General features: G+C 67.0%; 20 protein-coding genes. 5 read left to right on the top strand and 15 right to left on the bottom strand.

Annotation, left to right across the window (positions count from 1 at the left end):
* Positions 1-186: 186 nt before the first annotated feature.
* A complete protein-coding gene (locus tag BMX93_RS04510) occupies positions 187-1,116 on the top strand; it encodes a PP2C family protein-serine/threonine phosphatase (RefSeq protein WP_091968445.1) in 930 nt (309 codons plus the stop codon).
* A gap of 97 nt (positions 1,117-1,213) precedes the next feature.
* Positions 1,214-1,441 carry a DUF3107 domain-containing protein gene (locus tag BMX93_RS04505; protein WP_091968443.1) on the top strand — a complete coding sequence of 76 codons (228 nt, stop codon included), beginning with the start codon at positions 1,214-1,216 and terminating at the stop codon, positions 1,439-1,441.
* A gap of 93 nt (positions 1,442-1,534) precedes the next feature.
* Here the strand turns inward: BMX93_RS04505 and BMX93_RS04500 are convergent, their stop codons facing one another.
* The gene (locus BMX93_RS04500) at positions 1,535-2,287 is read right to left on the bottom strand and encodes a ferritin-like fold-containing protein (RefSeq protein WP_143052810.1); all 753 of its coding nucleotides are present in this window, start codon (positions 2,285-2,287) and stop codon (positions 1,535-1,537) included.
* Between the two features lie 343 nt (positions 2,288-2,630).
* On the opposite strand from BMX93_RS04500, the gene BMX93_RS04495 reads away from it, so the two are divergent.
* The gene (locus tag BMX93_RS04495) at positions 2,631-4,157 is read left to right on the top strand and encodes a DEAD/DEAH box helicase (RefSeq protein ID WP_091968439.1); all 1,527 of its coding nucleotides are present in this window, start codon (positions 2,631-2,633) and stop codon (positions 4,155-4,157) included.
* 145 nt (positions 4,158-4,302) lie between these two features.
* On the opposite strand, the gene trpS is transcribed toward BMX93_RS04495, so the two are convergent.
* From trpS to BMX93_RS04475, 4 genes are all read right to left on the bottom strand, one after another.
* Positions 4,303-5,433, bottom strand: a complete 1,131-nt coding sequence (gene trpS, locus BMX93_RS04490; RefSeq protein WP_425438753.1) for a tryptophan--tRNA ligase — start codon at positions 5,431-5,433, stop codon at positions 4,303-4,305.
* Positions 5,434-5,520: 87 nt separating this feature from the next.
* On the bottom strand, positions 5,521-6,258 hold the full coding sequence (locus BMX93_RS04485; RefSeq protein ID WP_091968437.1) for a metal-dependent hydrolase: 738 nt from the start codon (positions 6,256-6,258) through the stop codon (positions 5,521-5,523).
* 194 nt (positions 6,259-6,452) lie between these two features.
* Positions 6,453-7,334: a PHP domain-containing protein gene (locus tag BMX93_RS04480; RefSeq protein ID WP_091968435.1), complete on the bottom strand. Its 882-nt coding sequence runs from the start codon at positions 7,332-7,334 to the stop codon at positions 6,453-6,455.
* Between the two features lie 30 nt (positions 7,335-7,364).
* Positions 7,365-12,302 carry an NAD-glutamate dehydrogenase gene (locus BMX93_RS04475; protein WP_091968433.1) on the bottom strand — a complete coding sequence of 1,646 codons (4,938 nt, stop codon included), beginning with the start codon at positions 12,300-12,302 and terminating at the stop codon, positions 7,365-7,367.
* 162 nt (positions 12,303-12,464) lie between these two features.
* Here BMX93_RS04475 and BMX93_RS12860 point away from each other — a divergent pair, with 162 nt between their 5' ends.
* Positions 12,465-12,938 carry a DUF2505 domain-containing protein gene (locus BMX93_RS12860; RefSeq protein WP_177170066.1) on the top strand — a complete coding sequence of 158 codons (474 nt, stop codon included), beginning with the start codon at positions 12,465-12,467 and terminating at the stop codon, positions 12,936-12,938.
* 25 nt (positions 12,939-12,963) lie between these two features.
* On the opposite strand, the gene BMX93_RS04465 is transcribed toward BMX93_RS12860, so the two are convergent.
* Both BMX93_RS04465 and BMX93_RS04460 read right to left on the bottom strand, forming a co-directional pair.
* Positions 12,964-13,143, bottom strand: coding sequence for a hypothetical protein (locus BMX93_RS04465; protein WP_091968431.1), 180 nt, complete (start codon positions 13,141-13,143; stop codon positions 12,964-12,966).
* A 1-nt stretch (position 13,144) separates the two neighbouring features.
* Positions 13,145-13,639 (bottom strand): DUF6912 family protein, encoded by a 495-nt coding sequence (locus BMX93_RS04460; protein WP_091968429.1) that lies wholly within the window; start codon positions 13,637-13,639, stop codon positions 13,145-13,147.
* A gap of 160 nt (positions 13,640-13,799) precedes the next feature.
* Between BMX93_RS04460 and BMX93_RS04455 the strand changes: the two genes are divergently transcribed.
* Positions 13,800-14,324: an Rv3235 family protein gene (locus BMX93_RS04455; RefSeq protein ID WP_091968427.1), complete on the top strand. Its 525-nt coding sequence runs from the start codon at positions 13,800-13,802 to the stop codon at positions 14,322-14,324.
* A 35-nt stretch (positions 14,325-14,359) separates the two neighbouring features.
* Here the strand turns inward: BMX93_RS04455 and secA are convergent, their stop codons facing one another.
* The 8 genes from secA to mtrA all read right to left on the bottom strand — a co-directional run bounded on the left by secA (position 14,360) and on the right by mtrA (position 25,814).
* Positions 14,360-17,245, bottom strand: a complete 2,886-nt coding sequence (gene secA / locus BMX93_RS04450) for a preprotein translocase subunit SecA (RefSeq protein ID WP_483878447.1) — start codon at positions 17,243-17,245, stop codon at positions 14,360-14,362.
* A 293-nt stretch (positions 17,246-17,538) separates the two neighbouring features.
* On the bottom strand, positions 17,539-18,411 hold the full coding sequence (locus BMX93_RS04445) for an SDR family oxidoreductase (RefSeq protein WP_091968425.1): 873 nt from the start codon (positions 18,409-18,411) through the stop codon (positions 17,539-17,541).
* Between the two features lie 475 nt (positions 18,412-18,886).
* Positions 18,887-20,116, bottom strand: a complete 1,230-nt coding sequence (locus BMX93_RS04440) for a winged helix-turn-helix domain-containing protein (RefSeq protein ID WP_091968423.1) — start codon at positions 20,114-20,116, stop codon at positions 18,887-18,889.
* A gap of 61 nt (positions 20,117-20,177) precedes the next feature.
* Complete coding sequence (gene hpf, locus BMX93_RS04435; RefSeq protein ID WP_091968421.1) at positions 20,178-20,780, bottom strand: ribosome hibernation-promoting factor, HPF/YfiA family; 603 nt, start codon at positions 20,778-20,780, stop codon at positions 20,178-20,180.
* Between the two features lie 189 nt (positions 20,781-20,969).
* On the bottom strand, positions 20,970-21,740 hold the full coding sequence (locus BMX93_RS04430; RefSeq protein WP_091968420.1) for a ComF family protein: 771 nt from the start codon (positions 21,738-21,740) through the stop codon (positions 20,970-20,972).
* Positions 21,741-21,773: 33 nt separating this feature from the next.
* Positions 21,774-23,519, bottom strand: coding sequence for an LpqB family beta-propeller domain-containing protein (locus BMX93_RS04425; RefSeq protein WP_091968418.1), 1,746 nt, complete (start codon positions 23,517-23,519; stop codon positions 21,774-21,776).
* Positions 23,516-25,093, bottom strand: coding sequence for an MtrAB system histidine kinase MtrB (gene mtrB, locus BMX93_RS04420; RefSeq protein WP_091968475.1), 1,578 nt, complete (start codon positions 25,091-25,093; stop codon positions 23,516-23,518). The genes BMX93_RS04425 and mtrB overlap by 4 nt, the downstream gene beginning before the upstream one ends.
* 1 nt (position 25,094) lies before the next feature.
* The gene (gene mtrA / locus BMX93_RS04415; protein WP_091968417.1) at positions 25,095-25,814 is read right to left on the bottom strand and encodes an MtrAB system response regulator MtrA; all 720 of its coding nucleotides are present in this window, start codon (positions 25,812-25,814) and stop codon (positions 25,095-25,097) included.
* Positions 25,815-25,853: the final 39 nt, after the last annotated feature.

The following is a 25,853-nucleotide window of genomic DNA, read 5'->3' as shown; positions in this document are numbered from 1 at the left end:
GGGCAGGGCCTGTCCCAGGGGCAGGAAGCACGCAAGCCGGCACAGCGGGTCTGTCGCACACCGAACTGCAGACCGCCGGGTCCTTCCACCTGACCCTCGAGGTCCGCTCCTCAGCCGGTGACCGGCGGCAGGAGGCGCACGAGGCCAACGAAGAAGGCCAATAAGGAAGGCCAACGAGGAAGGCACATGAGCAGCCAAGAGCCCGGCAATCCCACCGCAGGCGTCGACCGGGACAACGTCCGGCGCGGACCCACACCGTGGGCTGGCGGCGCAACCCATGTCGGTTCCAAGGCATCTCCGAATCAGGACGCCCTCGCACTCGCCGCCACGTCCTCGACCAGCAATCGCAGCGCGATCGTGGCGGTCTCCGACGGCGTCTCCACCTCGCCACACTCCGATGTGGCGAGCCAGATCGCCGTCGACCGCGCCACCGATGCGCTCATCGGTGTTCTCACCGACCGGGAGCACAGTGACGATCCGGGCGGCCTTGCCCAGGCCCTGCGCGAGGCCGTGCACAGCGCGAATCAGAGCATCGCCGAGGCAGCGGGAGACAATTCCGACGGATACGCCTGCACCCTCGTGCTGGCGCTGCTGCACCGGGGCTTCGTCATCGTCGCCAATGTGGGCGATTCGCGCGCCTACTGGTTCGGCGACGACCACACAGACCTCATCTTGACCACCGACGACTCGATGGCCCAGTTGAGCATCGAGCTCGGCGTCACCCGCGATGTCGCCGAGGCCGGACGTCAGGCCCATGCCATCACCAAATGGCTCGGCCCCAATGCACCCGATCCAGAACCGCAGCTGGGAGGTTTCCGGGTGGCGGGTTCGGGCTGGTTGCTCGTGTGCAGCGACGGCCTGTGGAACTACGCCTCATCGGCCAAGGACCTGCGCGGTGTGTGGGACAGCCTGTCACGACCCGAGGGTGCGACCGCCGAGGAACTGGCCGGTCAGCTCGTCGACTGGGCGAATGCCCGTGGCGGCCACGACAACATCACCGTAGGGCTGGTACGGGTCGAACAGGCCACCGAGGGGACCCCGCCACCCTCTGACGAGCCATCAGGCGACGTCGCGCGGGACGACGGCGCGGCGTCGGGTGCGCCTTCCCCGGAGTGAATCTCGCGCCACACAGTTACTCCACTGGCGATGCCATCGCGCTGAGAGCGTGAGCAGGGCCCTTCGTCGACGTGGGGCCGTTGGGTAGGTTTGGCGCGTGGACATCAAGATTGGCATCGAGAACATCCCCCGTGAGCTGACTGTCGAGACCGACCAGGACCGCGACCAGATCAAGAGCTCCCTTGACGAGGCCCTGGCCGAGAAGTCAGGCCTGTTGACACTCACCGACACCAAGGGCGGCCAGGTGATCATCCCGGTGGCGAAGATCGCCTACATACAGCTGGGGCAGGAACACGCCCGCCAGGTAGGATTCGGCACCGTCTGAGTCCCGGTACTGCGCCACAGGGGCTCCTCGGCGCAGTGGCGACCGAGCCACCCGCCTGGCTGATCCGGGCCGGTCGAGCCGTCTGTGGCGCGCTCAGACGCCGAGGCCGAGGCGCGCCATCCGGCGGGCGTGCCCGTCCATCAGCTCTTCCAGCAGCCCGCTGATCACACCCAGGTCGTCCAGCTCCCGCGAGCCCTTCGCCCCGGCGGGCTTGAGGACGTCTGCCACCAGAGCAGTGAGATCCGCCTGCTTCGCGGCGATCCGCTGGCACTGGCCCACGGCCTCCGCCGCCAGACGGCGTCCGAACAGGGCCAGGGAACCGCCGATCTCCGGTCTGGCGGAGATCGCCTTCTGCACCGCCCTGCTGGCAAAATCCGTGGTTCGCCATGCCGCCGGTCCGGGGGCGAGGAGCTGAGCGAGCGGCTCGGACAGTTTCGGAGCGAGGCGGGCCGAGAAGTCGGTGCGCAGCCCGGTGACCAGCAGGGCGCGCAATTGCGAGACGACCCAGCTGGATGGGCGCGTCGCCTGCGCGAAACTGTCAAAGGCCTCCCGGAAGGGCTCGAGGGTGGCGTCGACAGCGGCACCCTCGACGCGCAGTTCCTCACTGATCCGCTCGAAGCGGTCGAACTGGGCAGCCGCCAGGCCTGCCACGGTGAGACGGTCGTCCAGGCTCGGTGCCAGCCCGCCCGACGCGGCGAGCATCTCGAAATCGACGAGATCGGCCTGCGCCGTGAATCCCAGCAGATCGCGCCCGCCACCGGGCATCTCGATAGGCACTCGCGTGCGCCCGGGCGAGGCGGGGCGGGGGGCGGGGGAAGGGCTGCTGTCAGGGCGATGCTCGGTCACGAAGCAAGGCTAGTCGCAAGAGCCTGCCCGGAGGGGGCGCACAGGGCCGCCTCGAGCCGCACCGGGCATCGGTTCACTGCCGGTATCCGGGGCAGACCGGATGGCCGTCGTGATCTGACGCGCACGCCTCGGACCGCTAGAATGGCACGGGCGCACAACCGTGCGCCCGAGTCGTTGCCCCAGCGCATGCGCCCGCGCCGCCCCCACGGTGGCAGCGGACCAGCGCCGATGGTTCTCGAATTCGCCCCTCAAGGGTGCGCGTCCTGATTCTGTTCGGCGCCGCACGGACGACGCTATCGAATCTTGTCCCCCGCGCACACGCGGGAGGTGGAGAACTGAATTCATGACGCTTCCCAGCACTGATTCCGAGGCCACGCAGACGGAGAAGACGACCTTCGCCGACCTCGGCGTAAACCCTGCGATCGTCCAAGCCCTCAAGGCCGAAGGCATCGAGAACCCCTTCCCGATCCAGGAGATGGCAATCCCCATCGCGCTGGCCGGCTCCGATCTGATCGGCCAGGCACGCACGGGTACCGGCAAGACCCTCGCCTTCGGCATCCCGATCCTCGAACACATCGTCCTTGAGGGCGACGAGGGATTCGGCGAACTGCCCGCACCCGGAAAACCCCAGGCCCTGGTGATGACGCCCACCCGCGAGCTGGCCCAGCAGGTGGGAAACGACATCGCCACCGCGGCCCGGATCCGCGGTGCCCGGGTGCTCACCATCTACGGCGGAGTGGGCTATGACAGCCAGCTCGACGCGCTTGCCAGCGGCGTCGATGTCGTGGTCGGCACCCCCGGGCGTCTGCTCGACCTGCTGCACCGTCGTGAACTCGACCTGTCCCATGTGCGGATTGCCGTGCTCGACGAGGCCGACGAGATGCTCGATCTGGGCTTCCTGCCCGATGTGGAGGCCTTGCTCGACCGCACTCCCACCAGCCGCCAGACCCTCTTGTTCAGCGCCACGATGCCGGCCGTCATCATGTCGCTGGCGCGCAGCCGGCTCAACCAGCCGGTCAACATCCGCGCCGAGGGCCACGATGCCCAGTCCACCGTGCCGCAGACGACCCAATTTGTCTACCAGGCGCATTCCATGGACAAGCCGGAGATCCTCGGCAAGATCCTCCAGTCGCCCAGCATGCACCGCATGATGATCTTCACCCGCACGAAGCGTTCAGCGCAGCGCCTCACCGACGAGCTGTCCGAGCGCGGCTTCGACGTCGCCCCGCTGCACGGCGATCTCAATCAGGTACAGCGGGAGAAGACGATGAAGCGCTTCCGCAACGGCAAGGTCCATGTGCTGGTGTGCACCGACGTCGCCGCCCGTGGCATCGATGTCGACGACGTCACCCACGTCATCAACTACGAGGTGCCCGACGATCCCGAGCAGTACGTACACCGGATCGGGCGCACCGGACGGGCCGGCCACGACGGGATCGCCGTGACACTGGTCGACTGGCAGGACGTGACCCGCTGGAAGGTCATCAACAAGGCACTCGACCTGCCCTTCCACGAGCTGGTGGAGACCTATTCGACCAGCCCGCACCTGTTCTCCGATCTCGACATCCCCGAAGGAACCAAGGGCTATCTCTCCAAGCCCGCCGAGCACAGCGCCAAGCACCAGGATCGGGAGGATGCCCGCGAGCACGGTCGAGGCAGGGGCCGGCGCGGCCCCGCACGGCACGGGTCCGAGCTGCACGGATCCGAGCTGCACGATTCGGGCACACAGGATGCTGGCCAGCAGGATCGGATTCAGGAATCACCGAAGTCGGCGGAGCACGCCGAGAAGCGCCATCGCAAGCGTCGCCGCACTCACAACGGTAAGCCGGTGGAGCGCAAGGCCGATCATCAGGAGGCCGAGAAGGGCTGAGCGCGACGGGGAGGATCCTCGGGGGTGGGGTGACCTCGGCGCCACGATGATCTCGGCGCCGGGGGCCAGCTCCCCGCCAAGGGATCTGCGTGCCCCGCTGCTTGCGGCCGGCAGGGTTCAGTAGATTGCTTGCGGCCGACAGGGTTCAGTAGATCATCTGCATGGCGGTGCGCACCTCGAGCAGGGTCTGGTCCGCCACCTCATTGGCGCGCTCATTGCCCTCGCGCAGCACCTGGCGCAGCAGCCCCTCGTCGGCGACGAGTTCGGCACGTCGTTGCCGAATAGGGGCAAGCATCTCGTTCACCGCCTCTGTGCAGGCCTTCTTGAGACCACCGCCGCCACCGTCGCCGATCTCATCGGCGACCGCTGCGGGCTCCTCGCCTCGTGCCAGCGCCGTGAGCAGGACCAGATTCGACACCTCGGGACGGTTCTGGGGGTCATAGCTGATGTGCCGCTCGGAGTCCGTCTTGGCCTTCTTGATGAGCTTGGCCGTCTCGTCCGCACCCATGCCGATCTCGATGGTGTTGTGCCGCGACTTGCTCATCTTCGTGCCGTCCAGCCCTAGGATGACCGGGGCCGCGGAGAGCAGCGCGTCCGGCGCCCCGAAGACGGGCCTGGCAGGGTCGGCGCGGCCATATCGTTCGTCGAAGCGGCGGGCGATGAGCCGAGTCACCTCGATGTGCGGCAACTGATCCTTGCCCACCGGCACGAGATTGGCCTTGCCGAACAGGATGTCGGCGGCCTGGTGCACCGGGAAGGTGAGCATGAGTCCGCTCATCGCGCGACCCTGGGTGTGCTCCAGCTCCTCTTTGACAGTGGGATTGCGATGCAGCTCGGACTCGCTCACAAGGCTGAGGAAGGGCAGCAGAAGCTGATTGAGTGCCGGCACGGACGAGTGCGTGAAGATCGTGGTGCGCGCCGGGTCGATCCCGCAGGCCAGATAGTCGGCGACAGCGCTCAGCACGTTCTCCTGAAGGGCACCCACGCCGTCGCGATCGTAGATCACCTGGTAGTCGGCGATGACGAGCATGGACGTGACGCCAAGATCCTGCAGCCGCACCCGATTGGCGATAGATCCGAAGTAGTGTCCGATGTGCAGTCTCCCAGTCGGGCGATCGCCGGTGAGCAGCCGGTAATTGTGCGGATGCACCGCCAGATCGGCTTCGATGGCATCGCTTCGCTGCTGGCTGGCTGCCAGGGAGCGGTCCAACTCGGGGGCCCCGTCCTCGGCTTCGTCGGTGACGGACAGTGACTCGAGGTTGGGGGCCGTGCGCATAGCGGGCAGTTTACCCATATGGGCCACCGGCATCGGCCCACCGCCCAGCGGGGGTGCGGGTCATCACGATGGCACGAGCGAGGACAGCTAGCGGCCAGGACCCGTCGCGCCCAATCGAACAAGGAGGAGCAGCACCGCTGCCGCGCCGATGAGTGGGGCGAGGAGACATCGCTCAGCGAGATGGCCGGTGGTCATGGCGGCCACCCGGAAGCGGATGTTCGACAGTGGCCACAGCAGCGGGCAACCCTCCTTCGTGAGGAGGTCGCCGGCCAAATGTGCCAGGCATCCGAGGGCCACGGCCAGGGGGACGAATCCCGCCGCGAGGTTGACGAGGGTCGTAGTGAGGGCGAGCGTCGCACCACCGACCACCCCCACGAGCGTCCACGCCCTGCTGTGGCGCTGGGGATTGGCCGGCAGGGCATTGAGCCCGATGGCGAGCAGAAAGCCGATCCATACCCCGAGCAGGGCCTGGCCGAGAGGCTGGGCGGGTGCGACACCGAGTTGGTGGAGCAACGGCGGCAGGCAACCGACGAGCAGCGCGAAGGCCGTGAATCCCACAACCCCGATGAGCGAGTGGGTGCCGTGGCGATGCCCGCCGGACAGCGCCGCGACCATGCGCGTGAGGGGCTTGGTGACCGGGGGAAGGGTCCAGGCAACCGAGCCCGAGGGATGGTCGGCGTCAGGGAGCATCGCTGCCCCCGCGCAGGCAATCGCAAAGGCGCACACGGTGAGGGGATCGTCCGGATCGCAACCCACCCGCGGCAGCAGCGGCACTGCGACCAGCGCGAGCAGCACGCCGCTCATGGCATGCGTGCGCCCCATCATTGCTGGCTCCTCGCGCCCTCGTCGTCCATGCGTCCCCCGAGCTCTGCCCGTGCGCGGCGACTGCCGCCCGGTGGACCATCATGGCAGCGTCGACCGACACAATCGTCGAGGGCGAGAAGCTCGCCGGGTACCGAGCCCTCGACACAGACGGGCGCGCAGCTCCCAACGCCCGACAGACGCCAGCTCGCAACGCCCTACAGGCGTGGCATGATCTGTTCCACACCCCCCAGCGAGCCGCCCCGATCGCGGATGCGGCGGGCCAGTTCACGCAGCGCAGACGGCCGACTCGTCTCGCAGCCGATGTCATGGTCGGTTTTTCCCGTGCCGTGGTAGTCCGACGAGCCGGTGCGCACGAAACCGAGCCGCCCGCCCAGGTCGAAGAGCATGGCCCGGGTCTCCTGGTCCTGGTCTGGATGGTCCACCTCAATACCTTCCAGGCCGTGTTCGGACGCCAGCTCGGCGAACAACTGCGGGCTGAGCACTTCACGGCTCGCGCGGATCCAGGGGTGGGCGATGATGCAGGCGCCGTGGGCCGCGTGCACCAGGTCGATGGCCTCCCCCAGGTCCAGACTGCGTCGCGGCACGAATGCCGGCGCGCTCTCATCGAGATATCGGGCAAAGGCCTCGTCGCGGTTCGTCACGAACCCGGCAGCGACCAGCGCATCGGCGATGTGAGGGCGGCCCACCGACGAGGCGTGGACCGCCTGCTTCTCGACATCGGCCAGGCTCACCCCCACTCCGAGCTGGGCCAGCTTGGCCAGCATCTGGGGCACGCGCTCGGTCCGGCTCGCCCGCAGAGCGGTCAGCGCACTGCGCAGCGGCCGCGACCAGGGATCCGCGCCGTACCCGAGGAGGTGCACCTCCCGCTGGCCGACATGGGTACTGATCTCGATGCCGGGCAGAACCGCCACTCCGAAGCGACGCCCCGCCTCCTCGGCCTCGCCGATGCCATCGAAGGTGTCGTGGTCGCACAGTGCCACCACATTCACACCCAGCTCCTGGGCCCGCCGCACCAGTGCGGTGGGACTGTCGGTGCCATCGGAGACATTGGAGTGGGTGTGCAGATCGATTCGCATGAAACCATTCTCCCGCCTACAGGTCCCCGCTCAGTGGATGAGGGTCCGCAAGGCCCGCAGGCCCACCGAAGCCCGCGCCAGGTCCATCTCGCCGACATTGAGCTGGGCAAGCCGGTCTGCGCACCGTGCAGCACGTGGGTTGCCCCGCCACCACTGCTCGACGATCGCCGCGGCAACTGCGGACTCGTCGTCAACCGTGCACTCCCCCACCTGGTGGCCGTCGGAAGAGACGATACCGGGTGGGGACGAAGCTGGTGAGGACTCGCTCGGCACACTTCGCGTCATCTCGGCGCCGGAGAGCACCACCTGGCAGATCGTCTCGCGAGCCGATTGCAGCTCGTCGCGGATCGCCGCTCTAGCCAGGATGTCCCAGCGGTTGCTTCGCGGCAGCGCCTCGACCCTGCCGATCAATGCGTCCATACCGATCCGCTCGGACAGACCGAAGAAGACCCGGGCGGTCAGTGTCGGGCTGCACCTGCAGATATGGGCAATCCCCACGATCGGCAGGACCTGATGGGCCCGGCTCCAGCGGGCCGTGTTCGCCGCAAGATCGGCCGGCACGCCCTCGCTGCGCAGCTGGGACGAGTCAGCGGCATACTCTCGGCGCCCCTCCTCGGTGAGCAGCTCGGGTATTGCCTCGAGCACAACCGCCACGTCGTCTCGGTACTCCCGGACGAGACCCGCGATGCCGTCACGGGCAGGATCGAGTGCCGCGAGATGGTTGTGCAGGATCCATCGAGTGTCCAGCTCCACCACCCGCCGCAGCCGCAGCCGCACTACAAGCCGAGCCTGTTCGCTCATCGGGACCTCACGCACAGCCCCCTCCGCACGGGCGATGGCGAGCACACTGCGAGCCGTCAGCTGAGCCCGGATGACGTCGGCGCTGGAGGCCCCGGATTCCTCGGCCAGACGCGAGGCCGCGCTGATGCCCTGGGAATCCACGAAGCGGTTCACCACGACTGTCGTGATGATCTCGCGAGCCAGCGGATGGATGCGCATCGCGTCGCCGAGTCGCTCACTCAGTATCGCCGGGAAGTAGTCGAACAGTCGTTGGGCGAGGTAGGGATCCTCCGGCAGCTCGGACGCCAGGATCTCGTCCTCGAGGGCGATCTTCGTCCAGGCCAGCAGGGTGCACAGCTCGGGATTGACCAGGCCTTGACCCCGGGCGATTCGCTGGGCCATCTGTGCGCTGGAGGGCAGCGACTCCAGCTCCCGGTCCAGGTGACCGGCGTTCTCGAGCTGGCGCATCAGTTCCTCGTGCACGGCGGCGTGTTCGACAGCGCCTGCCAGCGAGTTGGCGAGCGCGAGGTTCTGTGCGGCATTGTGCGCGAGGACATGCCTCGCGACGTCGTCGGCCATGGCGGGCAGCAGCCCATCGCGCTCGGCGCGACTCAGGGAGCCCGCGCGCACCTGTGCATCGAGAAGGATCTTGATGTTCACCTCGTGGTCGGAGGTGTCGACACCGGCCGAGTTGTCGATGAAATCGGTGTTGATCCGTCCGCCGTTCCGGGCATATTCGACCCGTCCGGCCTGCGTCCAGCCGAGATTGCCGCCCTCGCCCGCAACCCGGGCTCGGACCTCGGCGCCAGTGACCCGCACCGCATCATTGGCCTTGTCGCCCACCTGCGCGTTGGTTTCGGTGGCCGCCCTCACATAGGTGCCTATCCCGCCGTTCCACAGCAGATCGACCGGTGCCATCAAGATGGCGTGGATGAGCTCGGCCGGTGTCATCGCATCGGTCCCGGCAGGCAGGCCCAAGACCTCGCGAACCTGGGCGCTCAGTGGGATGGACTTCGCGCTGCGCGGATACACACCGCCGCCCTCGGATATCAGTCGGGAATCGTAGTCGGCCCAGGTGGAGCGCGGCAGCGCGAACAGCCGGGCTCGTTCGTGCCAGCTGGCTTCGGTATCGGGGTGGGGGTCGAGGAAGATGTGCAGATGGTTGAAGGCGGCGATGAGCTGGATGTGGTGGCTCAGCAGCATGCCGTTGCCGAAGACGTCACCGGACATGTCGCCGATCCCGACGCAGCTGAAGTCGGTCGTGCCTGGATCCAGCCCCAGCTCGCGGAAGTGACGGGTGACCGACTCCCAGGCGCCGCGCGCAGTGATGCCCATTGCCTTGTGGTCATAGCCCACCGATCCGCCCGATGCGAAGGCATCGCCGAGCCAGTAGCCCTTGGCATCGGCCAGACTGTTCGCGATGTCGCTGAAGGTTGCGGTGCCCTTGTCGGCCGCCACCACGAGATAGCGATCCTCCCCGTCCCAGGCAATCACGCGCTCTGGGTGGACCGTGCGGCGATCCACGGTGTTGTCCGTCACCTCGAGCAGGCTGGACACGAAGATCCGGTAGCTCTCGGTCCCCTCGGCGAGACGTTGTGCGCGGGTCATCGATCCGGTGATGCCACGCGGGTAGAAGCCGCCCTTGGCGCCGACCGGGACGATGACGGAGTTCTTCACCATCTGTGCCTTGACCAGACCGAGGATCTCGGTGCGATAGTCCTCCACCCGGTCACTCCACCGGATCCCGCCGCGTGCCACCTTCCCGAAGCGCAGGTGCACCCCTTCGACGCGAGGACTGTGGACGAAGATCTCGAACAGCGGCACCGGTGCGGGCAGGAAGTCGATGTCGGCGGTCCGCAGCTTGATCGCCAATGCTCGAGACCCGGGTACCCAGAAATTGGTGCGCACCGCGGCGAGCACCACCACCAGGAACTGGCGCAGGATCCGGTCGTGGTCGAGCGAGCCCACCTCGTCAAGTTCGGCGTGCACCTTCTCGACCAGCTGGTCGACGACCTGCTGGCGCTGGTCTGCGTGGAGACCCGAGTCCGGGTCGAAGCGAGTCCGGAAGATCGAGACCAGGTCGGCGGCGACCACCGGATTGGCCACCAGCGCTGCCGCGATATAGGGCTGCGAGAAGGGAGAGCGCACCTGTTGCAGGTAACGGGAGATGGCCCTCAGCACCTCGACCTCATGCCAGTCGAGGCCAGTGGCCGAGACGAGCTGGTTGAGGGCATCGTGATCGCTGCTGCCTGTGATGCTGGCCCTGAAGGCCTCGACGAAACGAGCCTGGGCCTTCGGTTCGCCGGCGCGCAGCGCCTCGCTGGCATGCCCCATTCCCAATCCGAAGTCGTAGAGCACCGCGTCCCTGCCGCGGAGCCGGACGTGATAGGGGCGCTCCTCGCGCACGTCGACCCCCAGACAGGTCAGGTGCGGCATCACCGTCGACAGATTGAGCGGCCCGCCCATCGTGAAGACCTTGAGACGGGCATCCACCCGGTCGCTGTCGCGCGTGGTGGCGGGAAGGAGGCGCAGTGCCAGATCCTCGTCGCTCTTGAGGGAGTCGAAGGCCAGGAGGTCGTCCACGCCGACCGACGCTGGATAGTCCTCCTTGTAGGCGTCGGGGAAATCGATGCCGCGCCGCTCGGAATCCAGGCTGTCGGCGATAGCGATGAACTCGTCATCCCAGTCGCGAAGATCGGCACCCAGGCGCCGCTCGAGTTCGACGGCATCGGGCTGGGACCCATTGCTCCGCCCGGGGTCGAGTTCGACGGTGAAGTAGAGTCGGGCAAGCACCGATTCGGAGATCGCGACCCGGTGGTCGATACCGATCCCGCCGACGAAGTCGAGGATCGTGCGCTCGATCCGTTCGCGGACGGCGGTGTTATAGCGCTCCCTGGGCAGATAGACGAGGACGCTGAGGAAGCGGCCCCACCGCCCGGAACGCAGAAAGAGCCTCAGCCGATGGCGCTCCGCGAGCCTGGAGATGGCTGCGATCACCGGCGTGAGCTCAGCGACCGAGGCCTGCAGGAGCTCATCGCGGGGGTAGCCGTCCAGCGCTGCACGCACCGCCTGGCCCCCGTAGGAATCGGGGGCATAGCCGATGGCCGCCATGATGGCGCTGGCCTTGCCACGCAGCAACGGCACCCGAAGCACCGAGTCGGCGTAGGCACTGGAGGTGAACAGCCCGATGAAGCGGTGTTCGCCGACGAGCCGACCACCCTCGTCGTAGATCCGGATCCCCAGATAGTCCCGGTAGGCGCCACGCACCAGGTCGGAGCGGACCGAGTCCTTCGTACAGACCATGAGCTCGGGCGAACTGGGCAGCGGGGTGGCCGCGAATTCGGAAGGATCGCGCAGCGTGTCGCGCAGCACGCCCAGGCCGGTGCCGGCCCGTGGAGTGAAGGTCCGGCCGTCGGCGCTCACGGTGTGCTCGCGGTAGCCCAAGAAGACGAAATTGTCCTCCAGAAGCCATCGCAGCATGGCGCTGGTCACAGCGCGTTCCCGTGGCTGCGCCGGGCCCTGGGCGCCCAGCACCGCGTCGGCATTGCGGACTGCCAGTTCGCGCATCGCCCCGGTGTCGCCGGTGGCCGCCGCGAGGCGCACCATCGCCTCGCGAAGATCCGTCTCCAGAACCGGCGCCTCGTCGGCGGCGGCGCTGCCCCAGGCGGGATAGAGCTCCAGATCGACCCATGACTCGGCAATCCCCCCGGCAGGATCCACGCCGAGCAGCCTGCCCTGGGAGTCGCGGCTCACCGTGAGCTGTGGATGCACGAGCTCACGGATCGACCACCCGCGCCGGGTGGCGCCGAGAGTGAGGGTGTCGACGATCCACGGGCGGTCCTCGGCGACGAGCTGGACCACCGTCGAGCCCCCCGGCCGAGTGGGCGGCCGGACCCGCAGCAGTGTCGCGCCTGCGCGACGGATGGCACCGAACTCCAGATGGCTGCGAAGCCGCTGGGCGAGCAGGTCCTCATCGAGCCCTCGATTCGGATCCATGTGCAGGCCCCCCAGCTCGCCGAGATGGACCTGATCGAGATAGGCGGCCGCGAGCTCAGCGGACACGCGCGCGTCCAGCGCGCCGGGCGCGGGCAGGCTCGCAGCGATGAGACGATGCCTGCGTTCCTCCTCGCAGGACCGGGAACGAATCCTGGCGTCCCCATCCGTGCCGTCCCGGCCGATTCCTGCCATCCAAGCCCCCTCATCACCCCGCTGGGTTTCCTGACCCGGGCTCCCAGCGGGGACGCGTTCACACTAGCGGCCTGTTGTTACAGCGGTGCGACATGCACCGCCCCGAGCTGGGACGGCCGGTGGAGTGGCCCAGACGCTCGCAGCTCGCGCAAGAATGGGGGCATGGAGATCTCTGCGCACCACGAGTACGGCGCCGAACCCGCGGCCGTCCACACCATGTTGACCAACCCCGAGTGGCTATCCGCCGTGCTCGACCGGGCCGGAGCCGCCCGCAGTGATGTACGGGTCGAGGCCAACACCTCGCACATCCACGCAGAGATCTCGGCCCCCAGCCAGGTGCAGCGCTTCACCGGTGCCACCTTGGCCATTGAGCAGACCTTCGTATGGAACGAGGTTCCCGACGGATGGGACGGAACCGTCGAGGCCACTCCGGCGAAGCTCCCAGCCAAGCTGGCCGGTACCGCAACGATTCGTCCCGGCGGTGCGGGGACCATCGTGGAGTACTCCGGGCAATTCAATGTATCGGTCCCGCTGTTGGGCAAGAAACTCGAGCAGCTTGCCGAACCGAGAGTGATGACGATCATCGACCTGCAGCAGGAAGTCGGCAACGAATGGCTGGCCACCCGGCCGGACTGAGCACCGCCCATCCGATGAGCGCTCGTCAGCCGAGCAGATCGCCCAGCTCGCTGCGGGACGCGGGCGTGGCGACGAGATAACTCTCGGGCTCACCCTCGCTGCCCTCGCGTTCGGTGATGACGACGACCTCGTGACCGGCCAGCTCGATGGCTTTCGCGAGCGCCACCGCTTCGTCGTGATCGTCGAGGACAATGCGCGTTGGCATGTCAGCCTTCCTGCAGTTCCAGATGGGCAGCGAGTTCGCTGACATCGTGCCACGACAGCGGGTGCTCGGCGAGAACGGCCTGCACCTCGGGAAGCTCCCAGGCCTCATCGATCGTGTGACCTGCGGCGCCACGGGATGCAGATCGGCAAACCGAGGGTTCTGTGTCGGTGAAGAAGGCCTCGACCTCGTGGAGTTCCAGGGCACCGATCTCGACACCGCCATTGCCCTGCTCGCCCGCTTGGTTCAACAGTGCCGTCCGTGGCCGGGCGACCAGCACCAGCCTGCTCGACCCGGCGAGCAGGGCCGCGACACTGGCGACCTGGAAGGCAGCGAATTCGGCGTCCTCGCCACCGGGGGCGAGATCGAAGGTAGCGCATAGATCGGCGGTGGCCGAGTAGCCGGGCAATGGGCCGCCCAGCAGTCCCTCGGCCACGAGCCGGCTGGCCTGCCCGCCGGTGACCGGCAGGAATACCACCGGTCGTGGTGTCCCGGTCATGTCTGCCTCCTCGTCTCGACGTACGCCGCGCTTTTCACACCGACACTCGCTGGCCATGTCGTCCACGCCGAGTTTTCCACGCTCCGTCGTCAACGCCGAGTTTTCCACACAAAGGGGGCGAGGGGCCCACAGCGCTGCATCGAAGAGTCATGCTCGTGCCATGACGGATGAATTGATCTCCTGCCTCGCGCCCACGCCCATCGCGCTCCCGCCTCCCGGGCTCGGCCCCAACGCCTGCTGGCAGACCGGCCTGGGGCCGATAGATCTGGCCAGCACGGCGGCCGGCTCACCCACGGCGGCCGGCTCACCCGAGGGCGCGGCTCCGGCTCGGATGCACAGCGTCGTCGCCGGGCGATTCGCTCATCTGGTCGCCGAGTCCCTGCGGGGCACGCGTCCCATCGGCCAGCTGCGCACCATCGCCGCACAGAGCTGCCTCATAGCTCTGCTGGCGAGCCAGAAGCGCTGGGGTCCGCGCGATGTACGGTGCCGGCGGGTGCACGTCACGACTCCACCGATGAGCGGGCCACAGCCCGATCTCGTCGATGCCCTCGCCTGTTATCGATGGCCCATCCGCGAGGGCCGCTCGGCACGCGCTTTCGTTGTGCTCTTCCGGCTGCGCAGGTCTGCCCGGGGATGGCGATGCATCGAGTTGTCGGTCATGGAACCGGCCGGAGTGCCGCAGTAGCAGACAAGCCGCGCTCCCGCAGGAGCACGGACCACTCAGCGGATATTCGGATTGCGGCCATGGCAGTTCTTGAACTTCTTGCCCGAACCGCAGGGGCATGGCTCATTGCGTCCGATACCCGCATAGGGGTCCTCGTGGCGATCGGCCGCACCCACCTGTTCCGCCTCGCCGGTCTCGTTCGGCGCCGTGTAGGTGACCTGGGAGGGCTGGTGTACTCCCGCCAGGGTGCGCGTCGCCTGGGCAACGGCGGGGCTGGTGGGGGTGCGGTTCGCAGGGGCTGCCTGCGCAGCGCTCGCCTTGCGGCGGACCGGGCGCCCATTGCGCCGGCGGGGCGTGCTCTGCTCTGGCTGGCGATCAGCGTCAGTCCGCTCAGCGGTCGAACCGAGCAGGGACTGTGCGGTGGCGGGGTTGCCGCTCCCGTCGGGGCGGGCGCCCACCGACGGGAGATCCTGGGTCTGCACCTGGATGTGGAAGAGATAGCCGACCACCTCCTCCTGGAAGGCATCGCGCATCGCGTCGAACATGTCGGCGCCCTCACGCTTGTACTCCACCAGGGGGTCCCGCTGGGCCATCGCCCGCAGGCCGATGCCCTCGCGCAGGTAGTCCATCTCGTAGAGGTGGTCGCGCCACTTGCGGTCGAGCACGGTGAGCCAGACCTGGCGTTCCAGCTCGCGCATTGTCTGCTCGCCGAGCATCTGCTCCCTGGCATCGTAGGCCGCCTGGGCATCGGCCAGGAAGGCGTCCACGAGCTCCTGGGCGTCCTCGGCGCCCTCGAACTCGGAGATGTCGAGGCTCACCGGATAGATCGAGCGCAGATCCGTCCACAGTGTCTCGAGGTCCCATTCGTCCGCGAATCCCTGGGTGTGCAGCCGCACAGCCGCTTCCACGACACGATCGACGGTGGCGCGCAACATCGATTCCACATCGGCACCCTCGAGCACCTTGCGGCGATCCCCGTAGATGACATGGCGCTGGCGATTCATCACATCGTCGTATTTCAGGACGTTCTTGCGCATCTCGAAGTTCTGGCCCTCGAGTTGCTTCTGCGCGCTCTCGATCGACTTGGACAACAGTCGCATCTCGATGGGCTGGTCGTCGGGCAGCTGCATCGTGGTCATGACTCGCTCCACGGTGTCCGCCTTGAACAACCTCAGCAGGTCGTCCTCGAGGGACAAATAGAAGCGGCTCTCCCCCGGATCGCCCTGGCGTCCGGAACGGCCTCGCAGCTGATTGTCGATACGGCGCGACTCATGCCGTTCGGAACCGATGACATAGAGACCACCGGCTTCCACCACCTCGTCGTGCTCACCGGCCACCTGGGTCTGCAGGTCCTTGAGCGTCTCGGCCCACTGCGCCTCGTACTCCTCAGGGTTTGCGACCGGGTCGATGCCCCGCTCGCGCAGCAGCTGATCGGTCAGGAACTCGGGGTTGCCGCCGAGCATGATGTCCGTGCCTCGCCCGGCCATGTTCGTGGCCACGGTCACCGCGCCCTTGCGCCCCGCCTGGGCCACCACCGCAGCCTCGCGCGCGTGCTGCTTGGCATTGAGCATCTGATGGGGGATCCCGGCGCTGCGAAGCCGTTTGGAGATCTCCTCGCTCTTGACCACCGAGGCAGTGCCGATGAGCACCGGCTGACCGGCCTCGTGGCGTTCCTTGATGTCGTCGATGATCGCCGCGAACTTGGCATCCTCGGTGCGGTAGATGAAGTCCGACTGGTCCTTGCGGATCATCGGCTTGTTCGTGGGGATGACGATGACACCCAGACCGTAGATCTTCTGGAACTCGTCCTCCTCGGTCTTGGCCGTACCGGTCATGCCGGAGAGCTTGTCGTACATCCGGAAGTAGTTCTGCAAGGTGATGGTCGCGAGAGTCTGGAACTCGTCCTTGATCTGCACGTGCTCCTTGGCCTCCAGCGCTTGGTGCAGGCCTTCGTTGTAGCGGCGCCCCACCAGCACGCGACCGGTGTGCTCGTCGACGATGAGCACTTCGCCGTCCATGACGACATAGTCGCGGTCTCGCTTGAACAGTTCTTTCGCGCGGATCGCATTGTTGAGATAGCCGATGAGCGGGGTGTTGGCGCTCTCGTAGAGGTTGTCGATGCCCAGATCGTCCTCGGTGACCTCGATGCCGTGGGCAAGCACGGACACAGTGCGCTTTTTCTCATCGACCTCGTAGTCGACGTCGCGCACCAGACGGGTGGCCAGGGTGGCGAATTCGGGATACCAGCGCTTGTTCTCCTCGGCCGGGCCCGAAATGATGAGGGGGGTACGCGCCTCGTCGATGAGGATGGAGTCGACCTCGTCGACGATGGCGAAGTTGTGTCCGCGCTGGACGCAGTCGTCGAGGCTGAGTGCCATGTTGTCGCGCAGATAGTCGAAGCCGAACTCGTTGTTCGTTCCGTAGGTGATGTCCGCCGCATAGGCCTCCCGGCGTTCGGCCGGGCTCATCTGTGCCAGGATGACGCCGGTGCGCAGCCCGAGGAAATGGTGCACGCGTCCCATCTGCTCCGACTGGGAGCGAGCCAGGTAATCGTTGACCGTCACGACGTGGACGCCCTTGCCCTCCAGGGCATTGAGATAGCTGGGCGCCAGGGCAACGATTGTCTTGCCCTCACCAGTCTTCATCTCGGCGATATTGCCGCGGTGCAGAGCGGCCCCGCCCATGATCTGCACATCGAACGGACGCTTGCCGAGCACTCGATTGGTGGCCTCGCGCACGGTGGCAAAGGCCTCTGGCAGCAACGAGTCGAGGCTCTCACCGTTGTCGAGGCGACGGCGGAAGTCGGCCGTCTGACCTCGTAGTTCCCCGTCGTCCATCGCGACATAGTCGTCTTCGATGCTGTTGACCTGCTCGGTGATCTGTGCCAGACGCTTGAGGGTCCGGCCCTCGCCCGCGTGCAGCAGGCGATCCATGAAACTCACGAGTTGGTGTCCTTGCGTCGTCGTGTCTGCCCTGATGCCGATCGGTCGGCGGCCGCGTTGCGCGCGACCGGGCCGATCAGACCTTTCCATCCTAGGCTCTCGACCGACGAGGGGCAGTTGCCATCGGTGGTCCTGGGTGCGGCCCGGCGCACGCCGTGCACCGGACCAGGGGTGCACCCGAACCAAGGGTGCACTCGGACCAACGGTGCACCCGGACCAGCGATCCACCCAGGACCACCGGCAGACCTCATTGCTCGGACGACCCCTACCGCCCGGACCTCTCGGACCCGCCCTCAGTGCTGGGAAGCAGCCTGTTCGGCGATGGGGCGCAGAGCGTCGATGAGTGGGGTGCTCGGATGACCGAGCAGCCGCTGGAGATCCTGCGACTCCGTGAAGAGCTGACCGGCCTTGGTGTCCGCATCCAGTCCGACCGCGAAGTCCGCCGCATCGGCCATGCCGGCCTCCTCCAGCGCCTTGCGATGCTCCTCGCTCGTCAGGTCGCGGTACACAACGCTGCGACCGAGCAGTTCGGAGGTGACTTCGGCCAGTTCAGGAAGGGTCCAGTCCGGGTGCCCGCCCAGCTCATAGGTCTTGCCCTCGTGCCCCGGCGTCGTGAGGACGACAGCCGCGGCCTCCGCGAAATCGGCGCGCGCTGCGGACGAGATCTTCCCCTGACCGGCGCTTCCGAGGATGACCCCGGACTGCGCGGCACCCAGCACGCTGCCCGCATAGTTCTCCGTGTACCAGCCGTTCCTCAGAAGGGTGTAGGGCAGCCCGGATTCGAGAATGTGCTTCTCGGTGGCGACATGGTCGGGGCCGATGGCGAGTGTTGTCTCGGTTGCCCGCAATACGGAGGTGTACACGAGTTGCCCGACACCGTGCCGCTTCACTGAGTCAATGACCCTACGGTGCTGCTCGGCACGCTTTGAGAGGTCGCTGCCAGAAATCAGCAGGACCTTCTCCGCACCGTCCAGTGCCGAGTCGATGGTGGCTGGATCCTCGTAGTCCACCGCGAGGATCTCGACACCCTGGTCGGCGAACTCGGTGAGCCTTCCCACGCTGCGGCCACTCGCTCGGATGTCGTGAGCAGCAACTCCGCGGGACAACAGATCCCGAACAACCAGACGGCCAAGATTTCCGGTGGCACCGAATACCACAATGGACATTTTCACTACTTTCTCTTGGGGACATGCGTACCAGATAACGAATGAGATGATGAGGCAACGAGATCACTCGCCACCAGCGAGAATGCGCCGTAACCGGTCCAGCGGGACGCGCCGTTCCATTCCGATGCTGCTGCAACAGGCCGCCCCGTCGGGCTTCGGCAGTCGTCTCGTCCGATGAGGGCGTGGGAAACGAGGCTGGCTGGGGGTCAACGGTGCAGCACACATGGGGAATGGCCGATCGGACACAGGAATTCGCTTGCCAACAATCGATATCGATGCACAAGAACCTCACTTGGTCCGAGCCGGTGTCATCGTGCTACTCCGCACTCCAGAGCAGGACGCAACGACTATTAAAAGTAGCATGACCATGGCTCCCGGACAATAATGAGCTCTCTGTCAGAGAAATCTCTGGAAAATGGCTCAATCCCGTGATAAGCGATCGGGATGCCGGAGCATGGCATTCCTGCCGTGCGGGTCAGGCGCCGTGCCAGCCAAGGGCAGCCCGCAGCGGCGAGGAGAAATCGCCTCTGTCGAGCACTTCCGTCCCATCCAATCCGAGCCAGGCCGCCAAGCGCGTCAGCTCGGCACCAAGGGCCTCGGCAATCTGACCGGTAGGGCTGGGATGCCCGGGCTCCTGCCAGCTCGCGAGCACCTGCAAGACCCCATGCGTCCGGTCGGCTCGCAAATCGACTCTCGCGGCGAACCGGTCACCGAAGAGGAACGGATACACGTAGTAGCCATGGCGACGCCGCGCGGCAGGTACGTAGATCTCGATGCGGTAGTCCAACTCGAACAGTTCGAGGGCACGCTGGCGTTCGAAGATCAAGGAGTCGAAGGGACTGACGAGACATGCCGCATCGACCTTCGACGGAACCCGGGCCCGATGCCACAGGTACGCCCGGTTTCTCCAGCCCTCCACCGCGACAGGCAGGAGTTCCCCGGACTCCACCAGCGCATCGACCGCCTCGTCGGTCGGGACGGCAGCGGTGCGGAAGTAGTCGCGCAGCCCGCGTCTGGTGGCAATGCCCAGCGCCTGTGCTGCCCTTCGGACAAGGATGATGTGGGAATCGAGCAGGCTCGGAGTGGGCGCAGCCAGGACCCGGGTCGGAAGCACGCGTTCGGGCAAGTCGTAGCGTCGCTCAAACTGGCCGTTGCGCCCGGCGACGGCCAACGCTCCCGACCAGAACAGCCACTCGAGTGCCGTCTTGGTCTGTGACCAGTTCCAGCCCCAGTGCTCGTGGTCGGCCTTCCGGCCGGCCACGAGGGCGGAGACTTCCCGGGCCGTGCTGGGGCCGTTCTCCTCGACGACGCGCAGGGCTTGCGCCACCACCTCGGGGTGCTCCCTCTGTATGGTGCGCATCGAGCCCCATGCTTCGCGTTCCGCGGCCGCCATCCGGAAGCGCAGGACGGGCTGGAGATCGACGTCGATGAGACATGCCGCGTGCCCCCAGTATTCGAACAGAATTCGCCGTCTACCGCTGGCCAGCCCCCGCAGAAGCTCGATCTCGTAGTCTCCGAGCCTGCTGAACAGCGGCATGCGCTGGGCTCTCGTGAGGACGGATACGGAATCGAGTTGGATCTGTGCCAGCCGAGTGGTCACCCGCACCACCTGGGTGCGGGTGACCGGGCCGCTTCGCCTGCCGGGCAACTGCTGGGCAGCCAGCCCGATGCGGCGAGCGGCGCCGCGGCTCAGGGATGTCAGCACAGTTGCGCTGGCGGCTGAGGTCCCGGCAGCTCGGGCAACCGGGAACTCGGTGACATCGCGATCACTGGACTTCGAGGCGGATGACGCCGTAGTTGTAGGCCTTGCGGCGATAGACGACGCTCGGCTTGCCGGATGCGGCGTCCTGGAAGAGGAAGAAGTCGTGCCCGACCAGTTCCATCTCGTCGAGCGCCTGGGCCAGCGTCAGCGGTGTGGTCTCGAAAGTCTTCTCGCGCACGACGAGGGGACCGTCGCCCTGGACCGTCAAGCCGGCAATCTCGTGGGTGTCGTTGGCTTCGTCCTGCGTCTCAGGCGCACTCTCCTCAGCCATCACCGGGAGCTCCTTGACCCGCAGCCCATGGCGCTTCTTGCGCCGGTCGGCTGCGCGTCGCAGCTGGGCGCGCAGCTTGTCGAGCGCAAGTTCGAAGGCCGCGATCTTCTCGTCGGCGCTTCCGCTGGCACGAATGACGGGGCCCTTGCCGCGCAGCGTGATCTCGCACCGAATCGCCGAGGAGGGGTCGCCCTTGGGGTCGTTCGACGTGAATTCCACTTCAGTGCGGATCACTCGGTCCTTCAGCTTGACGATCGACTCGTTCAGGCGCTCCGTGACGTACTCACGCGTGCTGTCGGTGATGGTGCAACGGCGTCCTGTGACGATGACGTCCATCTCGATCCCCTCTCCATGGATGAGTGCTAGCAATACTGCTCAGAGCCTCGAACGGTATCTCACGAGCCCAGTCTCGACGCTGAGACAGCAATGGCACGCACAGCGGGCGCTCCAGCACCACGGTGCTGGGGTCCTGCGTGTCGTGCCATGTCAGAACGTTACCGGGTTTGGCCCCGGCAAGCATCTGTTTCACTGCTGGCGTGCCATGGGGCCGGCATCCAGAGGAGTCAACGCAGCGCACACGACGCCCCTGACCTCGCGGCCCGACAGTCTCAGCGCTCGTACCGCCTCGACCGCGGTGGCTCCGGTGGTGACCACGTCGTCGAGCACGATCACCGAAGCCTCGTCAGTGCGGTCACGACGGCGCCATGCCAGGGGGATACCCCCCGGATCGCAGATCATCGTGCCGTGTTGCGCCTCGCGCCGCGCCGTTGCGTCGAGCCCTACCTGATCGGGCGCAGCGCTCATCCGCCTCAACGCGGCACTCCACGCCAACCCGCACCGGCGCGCCGTGGCACGGGCCAGCATCCGGGTGTGATCGATGCCGCGTTCGCGAGCCCTGGATGGATCGCAGGGCACCGGCACGAGGAAGGGTGCGCCTGCCCCGTTTCTTGATGTCTCCTGGATGCAGGCGCGAACCGCACGGGTCGTCAGTTCGGCCAGCGGACGAGCCAGGCTCCATGCTCCCCGGTCCTTGAAGGCAATGACCAGCCGGCCCGCCACCGGACGGTACGTGGCGCCGGCCCATACGTGGATGGACTGTGAACGCGCCCCACTGCTGTCGGCGCCTCGGCGCCCACGGACGACCGGTCCCCGCAGCTCGAGTGAACACCGACGGCACAGGAGGGGGCCGGGCGCAGCACAGGATGCGCAGGCCGAGCCGAGAAGCAGGTCGAATGCGGCTGCCGTCCAGTCGGAGATCTCCACGTCCGCAGTGTGCTCGGGCACCGCCTGCGTCATTCGCCGCACCAGAGGCTGTGGACAAGTCTCCATTCACCCCTGGTAGCTGATGGCGCTCACCTCGTTGACGTCATGACGCAGCCAGCGTGCTCCCTCTTGGTAGACCAGCACGGTCCCACCGCTGGTCAGCGCGCAGATGGCGACCCCATTGGTCGATGGAAGCGCAGCGATTCCGCGCAGCGACATGTCGATACCTGGCCCGAGGGACTCCACCTCGGATCCGTCCACGTCCACCAGGAAGACCTCCGCCGGGGACGACGCGTCCAGAGCCGCGAGCACAACCATCCGGGTGGCCGAAATCCAGCCCACATCCTGCACAGCGCCGAGGACGCCCTGACTGCTCACCACAGTAAGGGTGCGCCAGCCGTCGACGACCAGTTCGGGATTGCCGCCCACCCGGAAGAAGCCGAGTTTGCTGCTCCCCGGAGTGCCCGCGATGACCGCAAGCCTCTCCCCGGCCGGTGACAGCCGCGCCGCGAGGGGCGCGGCAGGCAGTCCCGCGAGAATCGCGCGCTCCACCCGGTCCGCCGTCACGACAACGAGAGACGCGCCGGCCTCACCGGCTCGGTCCACCACCCAGATGCGCCCCGAGGGGTCGAGCTGGGGACGCAGGAATTCCGTGCCGTCGGCGAGGCGCGTCGGCGCAGCGTTTGTGTCGGTCCGGGCGGTGAACAGCCGGGAGGACCCGTCGGTGACCAACGCCACGGTCGTGCCATCAGTGGATAGCGAGATGGACTGCACCTCATGGTCCCAGCCGGCCGACAGGACACCTCCGGCTGTCACGACCCCGCTGGGCAGCAGACGACTCAGCTTGCCTGCCGCGACGACATAGGCATCGCTGCGCGTCGCCTCGACCACCGGAGCGAAGCTCGCGAGGGCGCTGGCGCGGATCACACCATCTGCGCCGGCGCCGGGCACCGCGAAGGGCCGGCCCTGCTGCTCCAGGCGTAACCCGCCGAGCCTGGTCTGGTCGCCGAGCGTCCAGAGGAATTGGGCTGCGAGAGCTCGGCGCTGGTCGTCATGGAGAGCGCCGATCTGAGCGCTGAGAGAGACCTCCGCGACGCCTTGAGAATCGATGGTGACAGCCGGTGCCGCAAGCGTCGTGCCGTCGATGACAGCCGTCGTGACGGCCGGGCGCAACCAGGGCGAGGTCCCCCGCAGGAGCGCCTGGGCTGCCGTCGTGGGACTGAGACGGCGATTGGGCATGAAGACCTGCTGAGGCACCAGCCCGGTACCCCACCGGTTGAGGCAGTGAACCCGCAGGATCGAGTAGGCCCGGTGCAACTCGTAGCGGCTCACGAAGATGCCCTGACCAGGGGAATTGATGCGCCACTGGTCCCCCACCTTGACGAGGCTGAAGTCGTGCTGGAAGTCCGGCTTGTAGTCGGCCGTGTAATAACCCCGTACATCGATCGTGCCGAGCAGCGGGGCGCGCAGCAGCGCGGAGCTGTCCGTGACGACCGGGGGATGGCTGTCCGAGTCGTAGACGTTCACGGCGGCGCTGGGCACCCATGCGGTCGACGCCCTCGGGGTGAGAAACTGGCGGGCCACTGCATAGTTGTCGGTGGGCACGAGGCAGGCCGTCAGGAAGCCTGCCAGGATGAGCTCTGGGGTGGCGTCGGCCGCAGGTGGGTCGGGAGCCACCACCACACCGCCGGGGGCGGGGCTGGCGGCCGGATTGCTCACCTCGAGCACAGGGCCAGAGCTGGGCACCTGCGCACAGCCGCTCATCAGGCCGATCGGCACGAAACCAAGCACGGTGCGGCGGGTCAGCTTCATGATGCCCGTGCCTCCCCCAGGTCGTCGGTTGCACGGTGCCCAGGGCCGAGCGGCAGCGGGGAGCTGCGCAGGGGATCGTCGGGGCGGCGCGGCAGAGTGAGGCGGAAGACCGAACCGCGTCCGGGGCGTCCCCAGGCCTGCAGCCAGCCGTGATGGAGGCGCGCATCCTCCAGCGAGATCGACAATCCGAGCCCGGTGCCCCCCACCGATCGCTGGCGGCTCGGATCGGCTCGCCAGAACCGGTTGAACACCTTCTGGGTCTGTTTGGGCAGGAGGCCCACGCCGTGGTCATGCACCCGTACGGCCACCGCATGCTGGTCACCGGCCACAGTGACGTCGATGGGTTCTCCCTCGCCGTACTCCAGGGCGTTGGTCAACAGATTCCGCACGATCCTGGCCACCCGGCGCGAGTCGATCTCGGCTCGCTCGGGCCCATCGCTGTGGATGTGGATCTCGCTGTGCAGACGCTGGGCCAACTGTTCCTGTGCACGTACCTCGCGATCGACCAGTTCGGCCACGTCGGTTTCCTCGAGGACGAGCTGTGCTGCGCCGGCGTCGAAACGTGAGATCTCCAGCAGATCGGCAAGCAGTTTCTCGAAGCGTTCCACCTCGTGATTCAGCAGCTCGACGGTGCGGGTGCTCGCCGGATCGAAACCCTCGCGCACCTCGTAGAGCACCTCGCTGGCCATCTTCATCGTGGTGAGCGGGGTACGCAGTTCATGGCTGACGTCGGAGACGAAGCGCTGCTGGAGGCGCGAGAGCTTCTCCAGTTCGGTGATCTGCTTGTCGAGCTGACCGGCCATGTGGTTCATCGAGCGGCCGAGCCGGGCCAGCTCATCGGTTCCGCTGATCGTGACCCTTTCGGACAGCAGGCCCCCCGCAATCCGCTCGGCGGTTCGGCTCATGGCGCGCATGGGGATCGTGACTCGCCTGGCCGTGAACCAGGCGAACAGGGCGAAGAAGACAAGCAGCACCGCACCCGCGGACATCAGGGCACGGCGCAGCACCTCGAGGGTCTGGGCCTCGTAGCTCTGGGGGAAGACGAAGTACACCGGCACGCGTAGACCGGTGGGGCTGACGACGCTGGAGGCCACGACCAGACCCGGCGCATCCTCGTGTCCGTCGATGTGGTGAATCGAGGTGGGCGTCACCCACATTCCTGACGCAGAGCTGGCAAGCGTGCGCAACGCGACGGGCACGCTGTCCAGACCGACGCCGCCGCTCGCGTAGACCGAGACAGGCCCCTCGACGACCACCCAGAACAGCTCGGGCTCGCTGCCGGCCTGCTCGGTGATCTGGCTCAGTCGCTCGTACAAGGTGGCCTGCTGGAGGTCGGTGGCGCTCAGCTGCGACTGCATCCGGCCCAGCGTGCTTCCCGCCTCGGCGACGGCACTGCGGCGTTTGCTCTCCAGCAGCTCATTGGACGCCTGGCGCATGATGAGCATGCCGCCCAGCACGAGCAACAGGCCCGAAACGGCGACAAGGCCCACGACAAGGCGCAGCGCCAGGGAGGAATGCCACAGCCGAACCGGCCGGGCGAGTCCGGCCGCCAGCCGTCTGCGCCGAGTTGCCATCTCAGCTGCTCGCCGCGGGCTGAGCGCGTCCCGCACGGTAGCCCACTCCCCGGACGGTGACGATGATGCTGGGGCGTTCGGGGTCGCGCTCGATCTTGGCCCGTAATCGCTGCACGTGCACGTTCACCAGCCGGGTATCACCGGCTTGGCGATAGCCCCACACGTCGGCAAGCAGGCGTTCGCGGGTGAACACGACGCCAGGGTGGCGGGCCAGTGTCGCGAGCAGATCGAATTCGAGGGGGGTGAGCACGATCTCCTCGGCGCCGCGGCGGACGGAGTGGCTCGTCACATCAATGTCGAGATCGGCGATCTGCACGGAGCTGGCTTCCCCCTCGGGGCCTTGGCGTCTGAGCCGGGCCCGGATCCTCGCGACGAGCTCCTTGCGATTGAAGGGTTTGGAAATGTAATCGTCGGCGCCCACTTCCAGGCCGCGCACGATGTCATTGGTATCGGAGCGTGCGGTGAGCATGATGATGGGGACCCCGGACTCCGCCCGGATGTCGCGGCAGACATCGAATCCATTGCGTCCGGGCAGCATGAGATCGAGGAGCACCAGATCGGGCCGGGTCTGATGAAACAGCGCGATGGCACGGTCGCCATGCCCGCACCAGATGGTGTCGAGGTTCTCCGTGCGCAGCATGATCTGCAACATCTCGGCCAGCGACGGATCGTCGTCGACGACCAGGATCCGACAGCTGCTGCTTCGTCCACTTTCGCTCATGGGCCTCACCATGTGGGATGGGCGACCGGTCATTGTCGC

This window comes from Propionibacterium cyclohexanicum (assembly GCF_900111365.1).
GTDB classification, from domain to species: Bacteria; Actinomycetota; Actinomycetes; order Propionibacteriales; family Propionibacteriaceae; genus Propionibacterium; species Propionibacterium cyclohexanicum.
This window is presented reverse-complemented; position numbering and strand designations above follow the sequence as displayed.